Annotated in this window: 16 protein-coding genes; 9 read left to right on the top strand and 7 right to left on the bottom strand. The window is 71.6% G+C overall.

Annotated features, from left to right (window positions below):
* Nucleotides 1–26: 26 nt before the first annotated feature.
* Nucleotides 27–524 (bottom strand): MarR family winged helix-turn-helix transcriptional regulator, encoded by a 498-nt coding sequence (locus OOZ19_RS16895; protein WP_266091073.1) that lies wholly within the window; start codon nucleotides 522–524, stop codon nucleotides 27–29.
* 48 nt (nucleotides 525–572) lie between these two features.
* On the opposite strand from OOZ19_RS16895, the gene OOZ19_RS16890 reads away from it, so the two are divergent.
* Nucleotides 573–1,502, top strand: a complete 930-nt coding sequence (locus OOZ19_RS16890; RefSeq protein WP_266091072.1) for an amidohydrolase family protein — start codon at nucleotides 573–575, stop codon at nucleotides 1,500–1,502.
* A 145-nt stretch (nucleotides 1,503–1,647) separates the two neighbouring features.
* Entirely contained in the window at nucleotides 1,648–2,418 is a 771-nt protein-coding gene (locus OOZ19_RS16885) for an SDR family oxidoreductase (RefSeq protein WP_266091071.1), read from the top strand.
* 1 nt (nucleotide 2,419) lies between these two features.
* Here OOZ19_RS16885 and OOZ19_RS16880 read toward each other — a convergent pair whose 3' ends face one another.
* The 3 genes from OOZ19_RS16880 to OOZ19_RS16870 form a co-directional block, all read right to left on the bottom strand.
* A complete protein-coding gene (locus tag OOZ19_RS16880; protein ID WP_266091070.1) occupies nucleotides 2,420–3,658 on the bottom strand; it encodes an ROK family transcriptional regulator in 1,239 nt (412 codons plus the stop codon).
* Nucleotides 3,659–3,964: 306 nt separating this feature from the next.
* Entirely contained in the window at nucleotides 3,965–5,188 is a 1,224-nt protein-coding gene (locus tag OOZ19_RS16875) for an acyl-CoA dehydrogenase family protein (RefSeq protein WP_266091069.1), read from the bottom strand.
* A gap of 247 nt (nucleotides 5,189–5,435) precedes the next feature.
* Nucleotides 5,436–6,791 (bottom strand): LLM class flavin-dependent oxidoreductase, encoded by a 1,356-nt coding sequence (locus tag OOZ19_RS16870; RefSeq protein WP_266091068.1) that lies wholly within the window; start codon nucleotides 6,789–6,791, stop codon nucleotides 5,436–5,438.
* Between the two features lie 222 nt (nucleotides 6,792–7,013).
* On the opposite strand from OOZ19_RS16870, the gene OOZ19_RS16865 reads away from it, so the two are divergent.
* Genes OOZ19_RS16865 through OOZ19_RS16850 form a run of 4 tightly spaced genes read left to right on the top strand, consistent with a single transcriptional unit; the run spans nucleotide 7,014 to nucleotide 12,112 of the window.
* Entirely contained in the window at nucleotides 7,014–8,642 is a 1,629-nt protein-coding gene (locus OOZ19_RS16865; protein ID WP_266091067.1) for an ABC transporter substrate-binding protein, read from the top strand.
* The gene (locus tag OOZ19_RS16860; RefSeq protein ID WP_266091066.1) at nucleotides 8,639–9,622 is read left to right on the top strand and encodes an ABC transporter permease; all 984 of its coding nucleotides are present in this window, start codon (nucleotides 8,639–8,641) and stop codon (nucleotides 9,620–9,622) included. Before OOZ19_RS16865 ends, OOZ19_RS16860 begins: the two co-directional genes overlap by 4 nt.
* Nucleotides 9,619–10,467: an ABC transporter permease gene (locus tag OOZ19_RS16855; protein WP_266091065.1), complete on the top strand. Its 849-nt coding sequence runs from the start codon at nucleotides 9,619–9,621 to the stop codon at nucleotides 10,465–10,467. Before OOZ19_RS16860 ends, OOZ19_RS16855 begins: the two co-directional genes overlap by 4 nt.
* Complete coding sequence (locus OOZ19_RS16850; protein WP_266091064.1) at nucleotides 10,457–12,112, top strand: dipeptide ABC transporter ATP-binding protein; 1,656 nt, start codon at nucleotides 10,457–10,459, stop codon at nucleotides 12,110–12,112. The genes OOZ19_RS16855 and OOZ19_RS16850 overlap by 11 nt, the downstream gene beginning before the upstream one ends.
* A gap of 49 nt (nucleotides 12,113–12,161) precedes the next feature.
* Here OOZ19_RS16850 and OOZ19_RS16845 read toward each other — a convergent pair whose 3' ends face one another.
* The gene (locus OOZ19_RS16845) at nucleotides 12,162–14,933 is read right to left on the bottom strand and encodes a sensor domain-containing protein (protein ID WP_266091063.1); all 2,772 of its coding nucleotides are present in this window, start codon (nucleotides 14,931–14,933) and stop codon (nucleotides 12,162–12,164) included.
* Nucleotides 14,934–15,483: 550 nt separating this feature from the next.
* Here OOZ19_RS16845 and OOZ19_RS16840 point away from each other — a divergent pair.
* Entirely contained in the window at nucleotides 15,484–16,650 is a 1,167-nt protein-coding gene (locus OOZ19_RS16840) for a beta-ketoacyl synthase N-terminal-like domain-containing protein (protein WP_266091062.1), read from the top strand.
* 286 nt (nucleotides 16,651–16,936) lie between these two features.
* Here the strand turns inward: OOZ19_RS16840 and OOZ19_RS16835 are convergent, their stop codons facing one another.
* Together OOZ19_RS16835 and OOZ19_RS16830 are read right to left on the bottom strand one after the other, a co-directional pair.
* Complete coding sequence (locus tag OOZ19_RS16835; RefSeq protein WP_266091061.1) at nucleotides 16,937–17,911, bottom strand: adenosine deaminase; 975 nt, start codon at nucleotides 17,909–17,911, stop codon at nucleotides 16,937–16,939.
* 62 nt (nucleotides 17,912–17,973) lie between these two features.
* Nucleotides 17,974–18,474: a MarR family winged helix-turn-helix transcriptional regulator gene (locus OOZ19_RS16830; RefSeq protein WP_266091060.1), complete on the bottom strand. Its 501-nt coding sequence runs from the start codon at nucleotides 18,472–18,474 to the stop codon at nucleotides 17,974–17,976.
* Between the two features lie 125 nt (nucleotides 18,475–18,599).
* Between OOZ19_RS16830 and OOZ19_RS16825 the strand changes: the two genes are divergently transcribed.
* Nucleotides 18,600–19,022 (top strand): DUF5313 family protein, encoded by a 423-nt coding sequence (locus OOZ19_RS16825; RefSeq protein ID WP_266091059.1) that lies wholly within the window; start codon nucleotides 18,600–18,602, stop codon nucleotides 19,020–19,022.
* Nucleotides 19,023–19,357: 335 nt separating this feature from the next.
* Nucleotides 19,358–20,212, top strand: coding sequence for a 4-hydroxy-tetrahydrodipicolinate synthase (gene dapA / locus OOZ19_RS16820; protein WP_266091058.1), 855 nt, complete (start codon nucleotides 19,358–19,360; stop codon nucleotides 20,210–20,212).
* Nucleotides 20,213–20,225: the final 13 nt, after the last annotated feature.

The following is a 20,225-nucleotide window of genomic DNA, read 5'->3' as shown; positions in this document are numbered from 1 at the left end:
CCATACCGGACGTCGGCTCCAGGTGTTCAGCCGCGGCGGTGGCGGTAGCCGGTGTTGATGACCTCGGTCAGGCGTCCGAGCTCGGCGGCCAGGTGCAGGCGTTCTTCCGGGGTGAACACCGCGTAGCCGCGGGCCTGCGCCTGGCGTTGCTGGGCGCGGAGTCGTTGCAGCGCTTGGATTCCCGCATCCGTGAGGGTGATCAGCACTCGGCGCTCGTCCTCGGGGCTGCGGCGGCGGGACACGAGCCCTTTGCCTTCGAGCTGCTGGAGCATCCGGGTCGCGGTCGGCAGCGTGACTCCGGCCGCGGCGGCCAGGTCGCCCACCGGCAGCTCCGCGCCGGTCGCCAGCGGCAGCACCATCGCGAGCTGGGCCAGCGAGAGCCCGCCCACCTCGGCGGCGTGCGCTGCGCGGGCGCGGCGCATGGCGAGGAACAGGGCGTCGGTCGCCTGCGCGAGCTCGTCGACGCCGGTGTCGTCGGCGGGCTCATCAGGTGCGGACTCGGGACGCTGGTGGCTACCGGTCATGGGTGCTACCTTACCGATTGATTAGCAAGCTAAGTAATAGGAGCGGTCATGGCCTCGGCTCGTCGCATCGATGTCCACCACCACGTGGTTCCGCCCGCGTACCGGGACCGGTTGCTGCGCGACGGCGCCGACGCCGGAGGCCGCGGCACACCGGACTGGAGCCCGCAGGCCTCGCTGGACCTGATGGGCCGCAACGACATCGAGACCGCGATCCTGTCCGTGACGACACCGGGAGTCGAACCGTGGCCGGGGCAGGACGGCCGTGCCATGGCGCGCACCGTCAACGAGCACTGCGCCGAGCTCGTCGCCGAGCACCCCGGCCGGTTCGGCTTCTGGGCGACGCTGACGCTGCCCGACGTGGACGGAGCGCTCGCCGAAGCCGCCTACGCGCTCGACGAACTGCACGCAGACGGCGTGGTGCTGCTGGCCAACAGCGGCGGCACCTACCTGGGCGACCCGGCCTTCGAACCGCTGATGGCCGAGCTGGGCAGGCGGGGTGCGGTGGTGTTCGTGCACCCCTCGGCGCTGCCCGCCGAACCGGTGCCCGGGATTCCGCCGTTCGCCGCGGACTTCCTGCTCGACACCGTCCGCGCCGCGACGAACCTGGTGGCGAGCGGCACCCTGCACCACCACCCCGATCTGAAGATCATCCTGTCGCACGCGGGTGGTTTCCTGCCGTACGCGGCGGAACGCATCGTCGCCTGCCTGGAGATGGCGGGCGGTGAGCGCGGCACGGCGGAACTCCTCGACGACCTGCGCCGGTTCTACTTCGACACCGCGCTGTCCGCCTCGCCCTACTCGCTGCCCGGCCTGACGGCGTTCGCCGACCCGGAACGCATCCTGTTCGGCAGCGATTTCCCGTACGCGCCCGCGGAGATCGCCACCACCATGACGGAACGCCTGGACGCGGCACCGGAGATCGACCACGCCGCGATCGACCGGATCAACGCCACCCGCCTCCTTCCTCGATGGGGCTGAGCGCCCGAGCCGGGCGGAAGAGGGGTCCGCAGTGGAGTGCTCCTTGCCGGTGTCGCGGCTGGTCCGGGGGAGCGGTGATCACTATCGTTGCTCGGCGATGCCGCAGGTGGTGCGGTGACGGCGTGCGGAAGCAGGTGAGGGTTCAGTGGATCTCGGGCTGACCGGTCGGGTCGCGGTCGTTCCCGGTGCGACCTCCGGGTTGGGCGCGGCGGTCGTGCGCGGGCTGGCGGCCGAAGGCGCGCACGTCGCGTTCGGCGGACGCCGCGCGGAACTCGCGCAGCGGCAAGCCGCTGAGCTGCCGTCGGCCGTGGGCATCGGAGTGGACATCACCGAACCGGACGGGCCGCGCTCGCTGGTCGACGCCGCCGCCGGTTTCGGGCCGGTGGACGTGCTGGTGCTCAACGGAGGCGGTCCCGCCCCGGGCACCGCGGCCGAGATGAGCGCCGAGGCCGCGCAGGACGCGGTGCGGTTGCTGCTGTCCGCGCACATCCGCCTGGTCGAGGCGGTGCTGCCGGGCATGCGGGAACGCGGCTGGGGCCGGATCATCGCCATCGGGTCCAGCGGCGTCCAGCAGCCGATCAACGGGCTCGCCGCGTCCAACGTGGGCCGCGGCGCGCTCGCCGGGTACTTGAAGACCCTCGCCGGTGAGGTCGCCGCCGACGGGGTCACCGTGAACATGGTGCTGCCCGGCCGGATCGAGACGGAGCGCCTTAATTCGCTCAACGCCGCCATGGCCGAGCGGCGCGGCGTCGCCGAGGACGAGGTGCGCGACGCGTCCCGCGCGGACATCCCGGCGGGCCGGTTCGGCACCCCCGAGGAGTACGCGGCGGCGGTGGTGTTCCTGGCCGGCGCCCAAGCCTCCTACATCACCGGCGAACAGCTCCGCTGCGACGGCGGACTGATCCGCGCGCACTAGCTCACCGGCGCCGGTCCCGGGCGGAGTGCGCGCGGTTCGCGTGGCGCAAGGCGGCGAGCGGATCGGCGTAGAGGAAGTCCAGTGACACGGCCGCCGCCGCTTGCTGCTGGATCCCGTTCCCGGCGGCGGTCACCCGGAATTCCCGGTGCGGTACCGCGGAGTTCTCCGCCGCGGACCGCGCCACTTCGCGCGGAGTCCCGGAGAACTCGGTGAACGCCTGGCCGCCTAGGATGATCCGATCCGGGTTGATCACATCGGCGATGTGGCCGAGGGAACGCCCCAGCACGCGGGCCCGCTCGCGCAGCAGCGCCAGCGCCGATCCGTCGCCCGCCTCGCCCCGCGCGGCCAGCTCCGCGGTGGAGCCGACGGGCAGACCGGCGGTTCGGGCGGCTTCGACGACCGCGGTGTCGCTCACGGCGTCGCCGAGCCTGCCGGTGCGGCGCGGATCGAGCAGTTCCGTCGGCCCGGCGGGCAGGTGCCCGATGCCGCCCGGCCCGGTGCTGGGGTTGTGCACGGCGCCGTCGATGGTCAGCGCGACGCCGATCGTTTCGCGGGCGTAGCAGTACAGCGTGCTGCCGTGCGGCTCGTGGGCCGGTCCGAACGACAGCTCCGCGGCGGCCATCGATTCCACGTGCGGCGCCACGGAGATCGGCAGCCCGAGCCGCGAGCCGATCAGCTCGCCGACCGGGGCGTCGTGCCAGCCGAGCCGCGAGTGCTCCACCTGGCCGCGCTCGTCCACGCGCCCGCCGAGCGCGACCCCTGCCCACAGCGGGCGCCTGCCCGGCCAGCGCGCCAGGAAGCGCCGCGCGCGGGCGCCGACGGAGGTGAGCACCTCCGGCGCGTCGTCGCCGGACGTGCTGGTCCGGATGCCGCCGAGCACCCGTCCGTGCAGGTCGTGGGTGGTGATGGTGGTGGTGCGGTAGCCGATGTGGACCCCGACGGTCAGGTACGGCTCCCGGCGCAGCTCGAACGGCAACCGCGGGCGGCCGACCGCGCCGGACGGAGCGAGGTCGGCCCGTTCGCGCAGCAGCCCTGCTTCGACGAGGGCCACCACGTGCCGGTTGACGGTGGGCAGGCTCAACCCCGTTCGGGCCGCCGCGGCGTCGCGGAAGATCGGCCCTTCGCGGCGGGCGACCCGCAGCACCGCGGCGGCGGGCGTGTCCGCGATGCGCAGACCTGGTGCTACGACGGGGAAATCAGCGGTGCGGACAGGTGCGACGGCGTGCAGGGCTGCGGTCATGGGTCCTCGCAACGTGCGGGACGGCACCACGAGCGCGGGCGGATGTGGGCGCACCGGGCCGGGGTGCCGTGCGGTCGGCGGAGTTCGTCAGGAGAGCGGCGACGAACCGCGACAGAGGACCCGGACCAGCGGCAGGCGGCAACCGAGCGCGACGGTCACGTAGGTGACGATCGGCGGGGCGGTCGGATCGCTGGGCACGATCGAAAACTACCGCGCCAGAACAGGTTTTGACGACCCGTGTGATGCACCTCGCCGACCCCGCGCGCCCGGCGGCAGCGGTGTCCCGGAATGTGGGAGGGCGACCGCTCAGAAGTAGCCGTTGACCGGCAGCGGGGTCGAGTTGATGAACACGTCGCCGACCGCGGCGGCCTTGTACGACGTCGGGTTGTGCAGGGTGAGGGTGCGGATGTTGCGCCAGTGCCGGTCCAGGTTCCGGGATCGGGAGGCCGCCGACGCCCCGCCCACCTCGAACACGGCGTTCGCCGCGCGCAGCCCGACCTCGTCCACGTGCACCTTCACCTTCGAGGCCGCCAGCGATGCCGCGGTGAACAGCGCCGGATCGGGTTCTCCCAGCCGTTCGGAGCGGTAGGCGGCGTCGATCTCGTCGGCGGCGGCGAGCACCGCGGCCTCGGCGACGTAGGCGGCACTGGTGATGCGCCCGACCTCGGCGTGCAGGATCGGGTCGTCGGCCGGTGAGGCGGTCGGGGCGTGCTGGAACGAGCGGGTGCGGCCCCGGACCAGCCGGGCGGCGTCGTCGGCCGCGTTGCGCAGGATGCCGGTGATGATCGCCTGGAGGTAGAGCTGGAGCAGCGCGACATCGCTCGCGCCGCGCGGGGAGCCGTCGTTCACGCGCACGTCGAGCACTTCGTGCTCCTCGACGACGACGTCCTCGAAGGTGGTGGTGCCGGTTCCGGTCCGGGTCTGCCCGATGCCGTCCCAGTCGTCGACCACGGTCACGCCCGCGCGGTCGATCGGCACCAGGACCGCCGCGACCGTGTTCTGGTCGAGCTGCGCGGACACCCCGATCCAATCGGCGAACAGGGTGCCGGTGCTGTAGAACTTCTCGCCGTTGAGCCGGAAACCGTCGCCGGTGCGGGTGAGCCCGGTCGCGAACGAGAACGATCCGGCGGCCTGCTCGCCGCGTTCGCTGCTGGCGTTGCCGAACAGCTTGCCCGCGCGGATCTCCTCGACCCAGCGCTGCCGCTGCGGACCGGGCGGCAGCGCCCGCAGGATCTCGTTGACCTGCCAGAAGTGCGCGCGCAGGACGTGCGCGACGTTCGGGTCCGCCGCGGCGAGGTCGATCACCAGCGACAGCAGGGCGCGCACGGAGACGCCGGGCCCGCCGTCGGCGACGGGCAGGGTGATAGCGCCGAGGCGGGCTCGCCGGATCCAGTCGATCTGCTCGTGCGCGTTGAGGTCGTGCGCCGCGCGGTGCTCGGCTCCGGCGGCGATCTCCGCTACCAGCGCGGAGACCTCCGGTGATCCGGGCAGCACCGGGTCGACGTGCGCGGGCGGGGTCTCGATGTTCACTGCTGCTCCTCGGAAGTCCTGCTCGGAATGATCTGCGTCGTGGTCGGGCGAGGTGACCGTTGATGTGCTGCACCCCGCTTCCGCGCCGTGCGCGTCTCCGCGACCGTGATCACGCTTTCCCCGGGTTCCTCGCGGGATCGCAGAGGAGGGTGAAGTTCTGAAGCACGGTGCGAGCGCGGAACGTGAGGGACCCGGGCCGGTGGCGGGGGTTCCGCACCCGCCCGTCGTGCAGGTCACGGCCGGTGGGTCAGGAGAACGCGCCGCGGTAGGCGGCTGCGGGGTGGTGGTCGTCGAGGTGGTCGGCGCCGGTGAGCTTGTGGCGGGTCGTGCCGGGGCGGTATTCCCGTTGCGCCAGGCCGCGTTCCTGCAGCACCGGCGTCACGTGCTCGATGAATTCCGAGTAGCTGCAAGGAATCGTGTAGTTCGTGACGTTGATGCCGTCCACCCCTGCGTCGCGCCATTCGGCGAGCCGATCGGCGATCTGCTCCGGGGTGCCCACCACGCGGCCGTTGCGGGTCCGCAGCCGCGCGAGGTCCCGCACCGTGGGCTCCCGGTCCGGGACCGCCTCCCGCAGCCACAGCAGGTGGCTGCGCGACCCCTCCGATTCGATGTCGCCGATCGGGGTGTCCAGGTCGTAGTGCCCGAGGTCGACACCGATGCCGCCCGCCGCGTGCGCGATGATCGCGTCGTCGTCGATGTACTCGTCCACCTCGTCGGCGCGGCGCCGAGCCTCAGCCTCGGTGCTGCCGATGACGAACGACAAGCCCTGGAAGAAGTTCAGGTCGCCCGCCTTGCGCCCGGCCTCCACGACCAGGCGGCGGGTGTCGTCGATCAGCGCCTTCGCGTCTTTCGGGCTGGGCGACTGGATGAACTGGGCCTCCGCGTTGCGGGCCGCGAACCGGCGCCCGGTGGGGGAGGACCCGGCCTGGAACAGCAGCGGGGTGCGCTGCGGTGACGGCGCGACCAGGTGCGGGCCTTCCACGCGGTAGCGGCGGCCCTCGTGGTGGATCTTGTGGATCTTGCTGAAGTCGCCGTGCACGCCGCGCTCCTTGTCCTGCAGCAGCGCGCCGTCGTCCCAGGACCCTTCCCAGAGCTTGTAGACGACGTCGACGTACTCGTCGGCCCACGCGTAGCGATCCTCGTGCGGGGTGATGTCGTCGTAGCCGAAGTTGCGCCACGCGTTCGGCGACAGGCTCGTGACGATGTTCCAGGCGATCCGGCCGCGCGAGGCGTGGTCCAGCGTGGAGATCTTGCGCGCGAAGTTGAACGGGTGCTCCTGCAGCACCGAACTGGTGATCGCGATGCCCAGCTCCGAGGTGGCGTGCGCGATGGCCGAGGCCAGCACCGACGGATCGTTGCTGGGGATCTGCAACCCGGATTCGACGAACTTCTCCCACGACGAGCGGTGATCGGCGTAGAGCCCCACGACGTCGGCGAAGAAGATGAAGTCGAACTTGCCCCGCTCCAGTTCGCGCGCCAGCGACACCCAGTGCTCCAGCGAGTTGAACTCGGTCTGCCGCGCCTCCGGCAGCCGCCAGGCCCCATGGGTGATGTGCGAGGTCGTGTTCATGACGAACGCGGAGAACTGCAGTGGGCGTGGCATCGGATTCCCTCCCGGGCGTCGGGTTCCTCCCGCATCGCGCGGGCCGGCTCTCGGCTGTCCGGCTCCCGCCGACGCTAGGGCTCGCGCGCCGCCCGGCCGAGGGTTGGCATCTCCCTGATCGCAACCCTTGGCGCCCCCACCGGCGCTCCTTAGCTTTCGGAGCACACCCGCGTCCGGCGGGTGGTGCCGGTGCGGTGGCACCGGCCGCGGAGGAGGAGGTACATGGGGTTCACGTCGTTGCCCGGCCGCGCCGCCCGGTGCGCCGCCGCGCTCGTGGTGGTGGCGCTGGCCGCGAGCTGCTCGGCCGCCGACGGCGCGGCACCGGACGACGGCGGGGTCGTCGAGTACGCCCACGAGCAGGAACCGCCCTGCGTGCACGGCGGCTGGGTGCAGAACGCATACCTGGCGCGGCAGTACCTGGACAACCTGGTGTCGCTGGACTCCGGCGGCGAGGTGGTGCCGTGGCTGGCGCAGCGCTGGGAGATCTCGCCGGACCAGCGGACCTACACCTTCCACCTCAAGCCGGGCGTGCGCTTCACCGACGGAACGCCGCTGGACGCGGCGGCGGTGCGGGCGAACTTCGAGCACTACCTCGACCCGGAGACGCAGAACAGCACCGTGTTCGCCTACATCGGCGAGTACTACGAGCGGGGCGAGGCCGTCGATCCGCTCACCTTCCGGATGCACCTGACCAAGCCCTACGCGCCGCTGCTGACGGTGCTGACCCAGGGCTACTTCGGCGTCCAATCGCCCACCGCGCTCGCCCGCGGCACCCGGGCGAACTGCGAGCAGCCGGTCGGCAGCGGCCCGTTCCGCATCGAGAGCTGGGAGCGCAACCAGCGGATCACCTTCGTGCGCAACGAGAACTACACTTCCGCGCCGGCCAACGCCAAGCACCAGGGACCGGCGTACGCGCGCAAGCTGGAGTGGAAGTTCCTCAAGGACCCCACGTCGCGCTACGGCTCGATCAGCAGCGGCGAGTCCGACGTGATCTACGACGTGCCCGCCATCGACTGGGCCGAGGCCCGCGAGCGGTTCGAGGTGCAGCAGTACATCACCCCGGGGAGGCCCGTGGCGCTGAACATCAACGCCTCCCGCGCCCCGTTCGACGACGTGCGGGTGCGCCGGGCGTTCGCGCACTCCGCCGACTGGGAGTCCGCCGTGCGCGCCTCCTTCTTCGACGTGGTGCCGTACAACGGCAACGGCGCGCTCAGCAGGAGCACTCCGCTGCACGACCCCGAATTCGCCGACGCGCACCGCCACGACCCGGCCAAGGCGAACGGGCTGCTCGACGAAGCGGGCTGGACCGAGCGCAACGCCGCCGGCTACCGGGTGAAGGACGGCGTGGAGCTGAAGCCGGTGATCGTCTACCCGGCGGGCGCGGTGATCGGGCCGGAAGGCGTGGCGCTGCTGCAGAACGTCCAGCAGATGGCGAAGGAAACCGGGTTCCACGTCGAGCTGCTGCCCGCGACGCAGAGCGAGTACTTCGGCGGCAAGTACTCCTCCCCGGACAGCTACAACGCCATCACCGGCTATTGGACGAGCCCCACGCCCGGCCTGCTCTACATCAACTGGCGGCGCAGGCTGCCGGAGCGGCCGAACCCGCAGAACAACACCTTCTACGACAACCCGGAGCTGGAGCGCGTCATCTCGCGCGCCAACTCCACCCTCGACCCGGCCGAGCAGCGGACGCTGTACTCCGAAGCGCAGCGGATCATCTCCGACGACGCGGTCGCGATCGGCCTCTACACCCAGACCACCTCGCTGGCCGTGCGGCCGGGCCTGCGCGACGTGTGGATCGAGAAGTCCCAGGGGGAGCCGGTGTTCCACGACGCGAGGTTCGTCCGATGACCGCGGCGGAACTCCCCGAACCGGGCGCGGGATCCGGGCGTCGCGTGGCGCGCTGGATCGCCTCCCGCGCGGTGGGCGCGCTGATCGTGCTGTGGGCGGCGGCCTCGGGCACCTTCCTGATCCAGGCGTTGATGCCGGGGGACCGGGCGACGCTGCTGCTCAACCAGTCCAGCGGGGAGAACCGCGAACGCACCCCGGAGGAGCTCGCGCCGGTCAACGCGCAGCACGGCTTCGACGATCCGCTTCCGGTGCAGTACTGGAACTACTTTGCCGGGCTGCTGCGCGGTGACCTCGGCACCTCCTACCAGCTGCACCGCCCGGTGCTCGGGCTGATCCTCGAGCAGATCACCCCGACGCTGGTGCTGGCCTGCACGGCGCTCGTGCTGGCGTGGGCGTTCGCGGTGGTCGTCACGGTGCTCACCGCCGGGCGCGGGAGGTGGATCGCGGCGATCGGATCCGGGCTGGAGACGGTGGCCGCCGCGCTGCCGCACTACTGGCTGGCCGCGATCCTGCTCGTGGTGTTCGCCATCGAGTTCCAGCTGTTCCCCGTCGAAGGGCAGGGCGGCGCGCTGGGGCTGGTGCTGCCCGCGCTGACCTTGGCGCTGCCGCTGTCCGGGTTCCTCGGGCAGGTCACCCGCGACGAGTTCACCGCCGTGCTGGACCGCCCGTTCGTGCTCTCCGCCCGCGCCCGCGGCATGAGCGACCTGCGGGTGCGGGTGCGCCACGTGCTGCGGCACTCGCTGCTGCCCGCGGTGTCGCTGTCCGGCTGGGCGATCGGTGCGCTGTTCTCCGGCGCGGTGATCGCCGAGACGGTGTTCGTGCGCCCCGGCATCGGGCAGGTGCTGGTGCAGGCCGCGAACAGCCGGGACATCCCGCTGGTCGGCGGCATCGTGCTGTTCGTCGCCGTGGTGTACGTGCTGGCGAACCTGATCGTCGATGCGCTGCACGCGCTCATCGACCCGACGTTGGGCGACTCATGACCGCACTCGCTCCCGCACCCTCCCGGCCGGTCGTGCGGCTGCGCCCCGGCCTGCTGCTCGCCGCCGTCGCCGTGGCGTTCTTCGCCACCGCGGCGCTCTGGCCCGCGCTGGTGACCGCTCGCGACCCGCTCGCGATCGACCTCACCCGCGTTCTGGAGCCGCCGTCGTGGCGGCACCCGCTGGGCACCGACCCCTCCGGGCGCGACCTGTACGCGCGGATCGTGCACGGCGCGCGGGATTCGCTGCTGATCGGGGTGGGCGCGACCGCGCTGGGCATGTCGGCGGCGGTGGTGCTGGGCGTGCTCTCCGGGCTGTCCGGGCGCATCCTCGACGGGGCGATCAACCGGTTCATCGAGGTGCTGTTCGCGTTCCCCGTGCTGCTGCTGGCGCTGCTGTTCGTAGCGGTGTTCGGTCCGGGGCCGGTGACGCTCGTCGTCGCGGTCAGTGTCGGCACCGCGCCCGGCTACGCGCGGATGATCCGCGGCCAGGTGCTCGCCGCGCGCGGCTCCGGCTACGTGGAGGCCGCGACCGCGTTCGGGCACTCCTACCCGCGCGTCGTCGCCCGGCACGTCTTCCCGAACGCGATGCGCCCGCTGGCGGTGGCCACGACGCTCGGCGTCGGCCAGTCGATCGTGTGGGCCTCGGGGCTGGCGTTCCTCGGGCTGGGCGCGGCGCCGCCGTCCTCGGAGTGGGGTGCGCTGCTGGACGCCGGCCGCGCCTACATGACGCACGCGTGGTGGCTGGAGGTGTTCCCCGGCGTGGCCGTGGTCGGGCTGGCGTTGTCGGTGACCGCGCTGGGCCGGGCCCTGCAGCGGCGACTGGAAGGAACGCACCATGACGGGTGAACCGCTGTTGCGGGTCGAGGACCTGCGGATCGGCTTCGGCGCGCGCGAGGTCGTGCACGGGGCGTCGTTCGAGCTGCACGCCGGTCGGTGCCTGGCCATCGTCGGTGAATCGGGTTCCGGCAAGAGCGTCACCGCGCGCACCCTCGTCGGGCTCACCGGCGCCGGTTCGCGGGTGTCGGCGCGACGCCTCGACTTCAACGGCACCGACCTGCGCGGGCTCGGCGACCGGCAGTGGCGGCGGATCCGGGGGCGCGACATCGGGTTCGTGCTCCAGGACGCGCTGGTCTCGCTGGACCGGCTGCGCCCGGTCGGCCGCGAAGTCGACGAAGCTCTGTCGCTGCACGGCCGGGGAAACCGCGCACAGCGCGCCGAGCGGGTGCACGAGCTGCTGGAACAGGTGGGCGTGCCGGAACCGCGGGTGCGTGCTCGCCAGCTGCCGCACGAGCTCTCCGGCGGGCTGCGGCAGCGGGTGCTCATCGCGCAGGCCATCGCGCTGGACCCGGGGCTGCTCATCGCCGACGAACCGACCACCGCGCTCGACGCGACCGTGCAGGTCCGCATCCTCGACCTGCTCGCGGAACGCAAGCGCGCGGGGCAGAGCCTCATCCTCGTGAGCCACGACCTCGCCGTGGTGTCCCGGCTGGCCGACGAGGTCGCCGTGATCCGGCAGGGCGAGATCGTCGAACGAGGTCCGGTCGGCGACGTGCTGGGCGCACCCCGCCACGAGTACACCCGGGCGCTGCTGGACGCCGTGCCCTCGAACCACCCGAAGGGCACCTTGCTGTCACCGCACCCCGACCGGCCCGCCGGAACGGTGCTGCCGGACCGCGGCACCGCCCGGACGCACACCCCGGTGCTGCGCGCCTCCGGTCTGGTCAAGCGCTTCCGCGGCCCCGACCGACGCGTGCGCACCGCCGTCGACGACGTGTCCTTCGAGCTGCGAGCAGGCGAAACCCTCGGCGTGGTGGGGGAATCCGGCTCCGGCAAGACCACCACCGCCCGGATGGCGCTGGCGCTGGAGGCACCGGACGACGGCACCGTCGATCTCCTCGACGGCCCGTGGACGACGCTGAGCCCGCGGCGGCGCAGGCCGCTGCGCAAGCGGATCACCGTGATCTACCAGGACCCGCTGAGCTCCTTCGACCCGCGGTGGAGCGTGGAGCACGTCCTGCGCGACAGCCTCGATCCGGCGGAGTTCACCACCGCGCGTGCCCGAGCGCTGCGGGTCGGCGAACTGCTGGAGCAGGTCGGGCTCGGCGACGAGCACCGGCGGCGCCGGCCGCTGCACCTGTCCGGCGGGCAGCGCCAGCGCGTCGCCATCGCCCGCGCGCTCGCGCCCCGGCCGTCGGTGATCGTGTGTGACGAACCGGTGTCCGCGCTCGACGTGTCGATCCAGGCCCAAGTGCTCGACCTGCTCACCACCTTGCAGGCCGAACTGTGCGTGGCGTACCTGTTCATCTCGCACGACCTCGGCGTGGTGCACCACATGAGCGATCACGTGCTGGTGATGAAGGACGGCCGCGTCGTCGAGCAAGGCCCGCAGGAGGAGGTCTTCACCGCACCCCGAGCCCCCTACACCCGCAGCCTCCTCAACGCGCTGCCCGCACTCCCACCGCGACGCGAACCGGCGGCGGCGCCGTCCTGAGTCCTCCCGCGCGACGCGCGGCTCCGTCCACGACCGGCGTCCGTCGCGCTCAGCGCGAGGAAATGCTGCGGAGGCCTGCGAAATCGGCCAGCGGGGCGGGTTTGCCGAACAGGAAGCCCTGGCCCAGGTCGCAGCCGATCCGCTGGAGGATCTCCAGCTGCTCGGCGGTCTCCACGCCCTCGCCGACGACGGTGAGGCCGACGGCGTGCGCCATGGCCACGATGCTCGTCACGATGGCCTGCGCGTCCTCCGACTCGCCCAGGTCGGACACGAACGAGCGGTCGATCTTGAGGGTGTCCAGCGGCAGCCGCCGCAACTGGGCCAGCGAGGAGTAGCCGGTGCCGAAGTCGTCGATGGCCAGGAACGCGCCGAGCTTGCGCAGGTTGCGCAACGCCCGCACCGCCGAGGTCGCGTCCTGCATCAGCGCGTTCTCGGTGACCTCCAAGCACAGCGCCTCCGGCGGCATCCCGGCGTCGTCGAGCGCGTTGCGCACGATGTCGTGCAGCCGCGGATCGCCCAGCTGCCGCGGTGAGAGGTTCGCGTTGATCTGCAGCGCGGCGCCGCGCTCCCGGCGCAGTTCGGCGAACTCCCTGGTGACCGTGCGCAGCATGAACTCGCCGATCTCGTTGATGAGGTCGCTCTCCTCGGCCAGCGGGATGAACTCGGCGGGGGAGATCGAGCCGTGCTCGGGGTGCGACCAGCGCAGCAGCCCCTCCGCGCCGATCACCTGCTCGGACTTGAGGTCCACCACCGGCTGGTAGGCGACCCACAGCTGCTGCTGCGACACGGCGTGGCGCAGGTCCTGCTCCAGCTGCATGTGCCGCTGCACCCGCTCGCGGAGTTCCACGTCGAAGAACGTGTAGCGCCCGCGCCCCTGCGCTTTCGCCCGGTACATCGCCACGTCGGCGTCGCGCAGCAGGTCTTGGGCGGAGCGGGTGTCGCCGGGCCGGGAGACGACGATGCCGATGCTGGCGTCCACGTGCAGCCGGATGCCCTCCACGTGCGTCGGTTCGGTGAGGGTGCGCAGCAGCTGGTCGGCGCGGACGCTCAGCTCCTCCTGGTCGAAGGGGTTCTGGGTGGCGATCACGAACTCGTCGCCGCCGAGCCTGCCCACGAACTCGCGGTCGTCGGTGGCGCGCACCAGCCGCTGCCCGATGTTGCGCAGCACCTCGTCGCCGACGCCGTGGCCGAGCGAATCGTTGACGATCTTGAAGTTGTCCAGGTCCACGAACAGCACCGTCAGCGCCTGCGCGCGGTGCGGGGAGTTCACCGCCGCGTCCAGGTGCCGCAGGACCAGCGTCCGGTTCGCGAGCCCGGTCAGCGGGTCGTGGGTGGCCTCGTGCTCCAGCCGTTCGCGAGCGGCCCGGCTCTCGGTGATGTCGCTGAACGACACCAGCACCCGGTACGGCGGCCGGTCGTCCGGGTTCAGCGCCCGCGCCGTCACCGCCAGCCACACGCTCTGCCCGTCACCGCGCTGCACGCGCAGCACTCGCGAGTTCACCGGCCGCCCGGTGCGCAGCGTGGTCGCGGACGGACGGGTCTGCTCGGTGACGCGGTCGCCGTTCTCGTCGAACATCGGCCACGCGTCGGCGTTCACCCCGACGATCTCGGTGGGCTGGGCGCCTAGGATGCGCTGGGCCGCCGGGTTCGCCGATTCCACGATCGCCGTCGGGTCGATCACCAGCACGCCCTCGTCGAGCGCGTCGATGACGGTGGCGAAGGTGCGCTCGGCGTGGCGGCGGGCGGTCTCGTCGGCGCACACCAGCACGTAGCCACCGTCCATCTCCGCGGCCGAGACCCGCACGACCAGCGCGCTGCCGTCGCCGCGGCGGTGCAGCGATTCGCTGACCCCGCCGGTGGCCAGCAGCTCCGCCGGACGCAGCGCGGCGCCGACGAGTTCCTCCACCGGTTTGCCCAGCGCGTGCTTCGCGGAGATCCCGTAGACCGCTTCGGCCGCCGGGTTCCAGCTGGTGACCACCGCGTCGTGGTCGATCGCGATGATGGCGTTGCTGACGTGCTGCACCAGCGCGGCCTGGTAGCGCAGGCTCGCCTCGGCGGCCTTCTTGTCGGTGATGTCGCGCAGGATCACCTGCAGCGCGGGACGGCCCTCCCAGGTGGTCAGCACCGAGACGACCTCGACGGGAGCCGTGGTGCCGTCGAACCGGTTGAGGTCGGCCTCGGCGGGTTTCGTCCGCGAGCCGGGACGGGTCAGCGACCGGAGCCGTTCGTGCATCTTCGGCACCGAGCGGGTCTCCACGAAGTCGGTGATGGGGCGGCCGAGCACGCGTTCGGCGCTGTCGACGCCGAGGATGCTCAGGGTCGCGGAGTTGGCGTAGCGGACCAGGCCGTCCTGGTGCACGCAGATCGCGTCCGGGCTGAGCTCGACCAGCAGCCGGTACCGGTCGGCGAGGTCGGTGAGCGTCTGGCGGTCCTGGTGCACGCGGGTGACGTCGGCGGCCACGCCGATCAGGTGGTCACCGGCTTCGGGGTCGCGGAACCGGCGCGCGTGGAAGTGGATGAACCGGGGCTCGCCCTCGTCGCCGTCGCCGAGCGGCTGCTCCAGATCGAGGTCGTGCCATGCGGCGGAGGTGCGCGCCGAGACCGCCATCGGCGCGATGAGATCGAACAGCCGGTCGCGCAGCGCTTCGTCGCTCACGCCGGCGACGCCGAGCAGCGCGTCCATGCCCCGGGTCCAGGTGATGGTGTCGTCCTTGAGGGACAACGACCAGCGGACCGCGCCGTTGGCGGTCAGTGCGAGGTCCAGGAACTCGCGGTCCAGTTCGGGCCCTATCGAGTGCTCGGCCACTGGGTCAACTTCCATCGAACATCCACGGGACAGATCTTGTGCACGCCATCCGCATTAACGAACCACCACCGTTCACGGCCTTGGCGTTCCGGCGCCGAGTCCTGAAGCGTCCCTTCCTCGCGGTCGGACGGATCGGCATCCGAACGCTCGTAGTTTCCCATGCGTGCTGCTCACGAACCGTCCTGAGTGGCCGGGCGGCCGGGGAGCCCGGCTGATCATAAGCCCGCGCCGCCGCGGCGGCGAACACGGGATGTGATGTCGCGGGATGTCTTCGTAGTGATCTCTTGGACCATTCGCGTGGTAAATCGAGGTCCAAAGCACTATTGGTATCCATTTATCGCCTTCTCGCTTCACTCTAAAGAGGATTTCGTTGTCTCAGTTCACAGGAATGAGTGACTGCGCGTAGTTCGATCTCGATGTTGGCGGCCCGTCTCTCCGGTGGTACCGGCGGAAATTCCGCCCGGCTCTCTCGCGAGTGATTTCCGGCGCCGCCGAACGCGAATCGCGGCGAACTGATGCGGCGGCGCGAAATCGATCGATCGCAAAAGCGAGAAAGGGATGAGCGATGATCTCCCAGCACTCTGAAATCGAAATCGGCGGCATCGGTGCCGTGACCGGCTACGGCTGGGGACGCGAGGCCCTGTGGGAGGGGCTGGCGGCCTCCGAACTCGCCGCCACGCTCGTCGACGGGCACGGGCCCGATCAGGACCGGCCCGCCTGGGTGGCGCGGGTGCCCGAGGGCGGCGACCCGGCCGACGGGCCGAGCCGCTTCGCCAGGTCGATGCGCGCCGCGGCCCGCGAAGCGATCACCGACGCCGAGGACCGGGGGTGGACGCCGGGCCGGCGCGTGGGGCTGCTGCACGCGGTCGTGCTCGGTGAAGTCGACCTGTGGCGGGAGTTCTACCAGGCCCGCGAAGGCCGGGTGACGATCCGCGAGTACCTGGCCCTGATGCCGTCCACGCCCATGTCGACGTTCATGAAGGAGTTCGGCTTCCACGGACCCGCCATGAACGTCTCCGCGATGTGCGCCTCCGGCAACGCCGGGCTGCTCACCGCGAAGGCCTGGCTGGACGCGGGAATCGTCGACGACGTGGTGTTCGTGGCCACCGACCTGTCGGCGAGCCCGGAGAACCTGCTGCACTTCGAGCGCCTCGGCGTCACGATCACCGACACCGAGCCGCTGGACGCGTGCCGCCCGTTCCAGGAGGGCAGTCGCGGCTTCATCATGGGCGAGGCCTCCGTCGGCATGGTGCTCTCGCGCGGCTTGAGCACCCCGTACGCGCAGGTGCTCGGCGGGGCGATGTCGCACGACGCCCACCACGTCACCTCGATCGAACCGAGCCTGACCGAGGTGACCGGCTGCGTCGCCGACGCCCTGGCCAACTCCGGGGTGAAGGGCGGCGACATCCGCTACCTCAACGCGCACGGGCCGGGCACCGCGCAGTGCGACCGCGCCGAGGCGCGGTTCTGCGAGGACCTGCTGGCGGCGGAAACCGAGATCTACTCGGTGAAGCCGCTGGTCGGCCACTGCCAGGGCGCCGCGTCGGCGGTCGAGGTCGCCGTCGCCGCGCTCGGCTACCGGCACGGGCTCATCCCGGCCCCGCCGCGGCGGGCGCCGGGCAACCCGAGGCTGCTGGACGGGCCCACTCCGCTGACCGGAGGGCTCACCTTGAAGTCCTCCATCGGCATGGGCGGGCACAACTCGGCGGTCGTGCTGGCGCCGCCGCAGTGAGCCACCCGGCTCCACCGTGAACAGCGGTGCCCGGAACTCCACCGGAGTTCCGGGCACCGTCACCGCCCGAGCCGACGTCGGGCCCGTCGGGTCCGTGCCTTGCCAGCGGCGAAGCCGCTGAGCAGCGATCACCGAAGCAGGGCGACCACCGGCGGGTTCTCAGCGGCTTCCTCGCGTGGACGGCATTTTTCCTCGTGGCGGAGCCACTGGGAAAGATGATCCCGCGCGGCGAAGCCGCTGAGGTTCCGCTACCTGCCCCCTGCGCGAGCCGCCACCACGACCAACATCAAGGAGTCCAGGCTTCGACCTCGGCGAGGAACGCGGCTTTGCGGTCCTCGTCGAGGAAGGAGGCGTGGAAGGAGTTCGCCGCCAGCGTCCGGAGCTGCTCGGGGCTCAACCCCAGCTCGCGGCGCACCGCGTCGAAGTTCTCGTCGGCGTAGCCGCCGAAGTAGGCCGGGTCGTCGGAGTTCACCGTCACCAGCAGCCCGTGCTCCAGCAGTTGCGGCAAGGTGTGGCGCCCCAGCTCCGGGAACGCTCCCAGTCGCACGTTCGACAGCGGGCACACCGTCAGCGGGACCTGTTCCCGCCGCAGCCGCTCGACCAGCTCGGGGTCCTCCAGCGCGCGGATCCCGTGGTCGACGCGCTGCACCCCGAGCAGGTCCAGCGCCTCCCGCACGTACTCCGGCGGTCCTTCTTCGCCCGCGTGCGCGACCGCGCGCAGCCCGAGCTCGTGGGCGCGCTGGAACACCTCGGTGAACTTCGACGGCGGATGCCCCACCTCGGCGGAGTCCAGCCCGACGCCGACGATCCGGTCCAGGAACGGCTCGGCGAGGCGCAGCGCCTCGGCGGCGGACTCGGCGGACTCGTCGCGCAGGAAGCACAGGATGAGCGAGGCAGACACCTCGCTGTCGTCGAGCGCCGCGCAGAGCCCGCCGATCACGGTCTCCATGGCGACACCGCGCTTGAGGTGCGCCTGCGGGTCGAAGAAGATCTCCGCGTGCCGCACGCCCTGCGCGGCGCAGCGGTCCAGGTAGGCGGCTGCCAGGTCGCGGAAGTCCGCGGCGGTGCGCAGCACTGCCATGTTCGCGTAGTAGATGTCCAGGAACGACTGCAGGTCGGCGAACCGGTACTTCGCCCGCAGGTCGGCGACCGACTCGTGCGGCAGCGCGATGTCGTTGCGCTGCGCCAGCGCGAAGACCATCTCGGGTTCGAGGGTGCCTTCGATGTGCACGTGCAGTTCGGCCTTGGGCGGAGTGTTCATCCCGCGAGACTAGCGAGGCGATCGCGCGGGATCGCGGGTCCGGCGGCCGGGGGAGACGGCGCTCACCGTCCGGCGGGCGCGGCCTTCGCCCGCTGGGCGGCGGCCATGACCTCGCGCAGCGCGGTGTTCAACGACTCCAGCTCGCCGATCGGCATCCCGAGGCGTTCGACGATCTGCTGCGGGATCTTCTCCGCCTCGGCGCGCAGCGCGCGGCCCGCGGGGGTGAGTCCCGCGGTCACCAGCCGTTCGTCGCCCGCGCTGCGGCTGCGGGTGAGGTAGCCGACCGATTCGAGCCGCTTGAGCAGGGGTGACAGCGTCGCCGGTTCCGCCTGCACGGTGTGGCTGAGGTCCTTGACCGAGCGCGGATCCGACTCCCACAGCGCCAGCATCACCAGGTATTGCGGATGGGTCAGGTTCAGCGGTTCCAGCAGCGGCCGGTACAGCGCGATCACGCCTCGGGAGGCGACCGACAGCGCGAAGCAGACCTGCCGGTCCAGCGCCAGCGGGTCCTCGCCGAGGTCGACCCGGTCCGCGGACTGATCCACTGGTTCGACGGGGTTCATCACGTTCCTCTCGACAGGCCTGGAACGCACGTTAACATATCGTGTGCATGTGATTAGTGCGTTAAACATTCGCGCGTGACACCGTCCGGTTGAGCGCGGGACGGCAGGTGGAAGGGCGGTGTGCGGTGGCCGACGCGAAGCGGGTGCGGCCCGACCCGGTGCGCTGGATCTGGTACTCCTTCGGCGGCAAGCTGCCGTCGCGCTACGACGAGTGGGTGCTGCACGACGTCACCGCGCGCACCTGGCAGCTGCGCCACGGCGTGCGCAGCCTCGTGCAGATCTCGCCGGGGCTGCTGTTCCTGCTGGTCCCCGGCCCGATGTGGATCAAGGCGATGGCGATCCTCGGCGGCGCGATCCTGGCGGTCTGGTACGGGATGGCCTACGCCGAGTTCACCTGCGAGCACCGCGCCTTCAAGCAGGGCTATCCGCTCGGCATCGCGCGGCAGCGCCGCAAGGAGGCCTCGGAGCAGATGAGCGCGGACCAGCAGGCCCGCTACGCGGCGCTCTACCGGTCGGAACCGGAGCGCCCCGAGAGCGACGCCGGCTGACCGGATCATCCGGTTCCGCGTCCGGTGCCGGATTCCGCGTCCGGCTCGCGGACCCGGCCGCGGTGAGCGGGAAGCCGTTGTGCCGCAACGGGATCCGCTCCCGTCGGGCACCCTCGTCGCACCCGCCGCCGCGGATGATTCATGCTGGTGACACCCGTCCACACAGCGAAGTGCCCGGAACGCGGCACCCTGGGACGGTGGTCGATACCGATGCGCCGGAACCGGCACGCGTCCCGCGGAGCTCCGCGAGCGGCGGCCGGGTGGTTCCGGCGGCCCGGACCTCTCCGGAGCCGGGAATCGGCCGAACGGCACAGACATTGAAGGAAGGCAGCGCCATGACGACGACACTCGGAACCCTGCTCACCGCGATCGTCACCCCGTTCGACGACGAGCTGAAAGTCGATGAGGACGCCTTCGTCGCGCTGCTGCACCACGTCATCGACAGCGGTTCCGACGGCATCGTCGTGTGCGGCACCACCGGTGAGGCGGCGACGCTCACCAACGAGGAGCACCTGCGGCTCGTCGAGATCGCCTGCGCGGAGCGGCCCGAAGGGGTCACGATCCTCGGCTCCACCGGATCCAACGACACCGCCCAGGCGTGCGCGATGACCGAGCGGGTCACCGAGCTCGGGGTGGACGGCGTGCTGTCGGTGACGCCGTACTACAACCGGCCGAACCGGCGCGGCCTGGTGCGGCACTACGCCGAGATCGCCCACGCCACCGACAAGCCGATCGTGCTCTACAACATCCCGGCCCGGACCGCGACGGACATGCCCAACGACCTGCTCGCCGAGCTCGCGCAGATCGAGCGGGTGGACTACGTCAAGCAGGCCAACGACGACAACCTGGCCCTGGTGGACGGGCTCGGCGTGTACGCGGGCAACAACGAGACGTTCGCGCGCACCCTGGACATGGGCGGCGCGGGCGGCATCGTCGTGGCCAGCCACATCGCGGGCCCGCAGATGCGGCGGATGATCGACGAGCCGGAGCGCCGCGCGGAGATCGACGCCTCGCTCAAGGACCTGTACTCGGCGCTGTCGGTGACGACGAACCCGATCCCGGTGAAGGCCGCGCTGAACCTGCTCGGCCACCCCGTCGGCGGCCCGCGGCTGCCCCTGGCCGAGGCCGACGAGGCCGAGACCGAGGTGGTCCGCGCAGCCCTCGTCGCCGGCGGCTTCCTGGCAGCCTGAGGTCCTCGCGAAT

It is taken from the genome of Saccharopolyspora sp. NFXS83 (genome assembly GCF_026241095.1).
In the GTDB taxonomy this organism is placed as follows: domain Bacteria; phylum Actinomycetota; class Actinomycetes; order Mycobacteriales; family Pseudonocardiaceae; genus Saccharopolyspora_C.
This window is presented reverse-complemented; position numbering and strand designations above follow the sequence as displayed.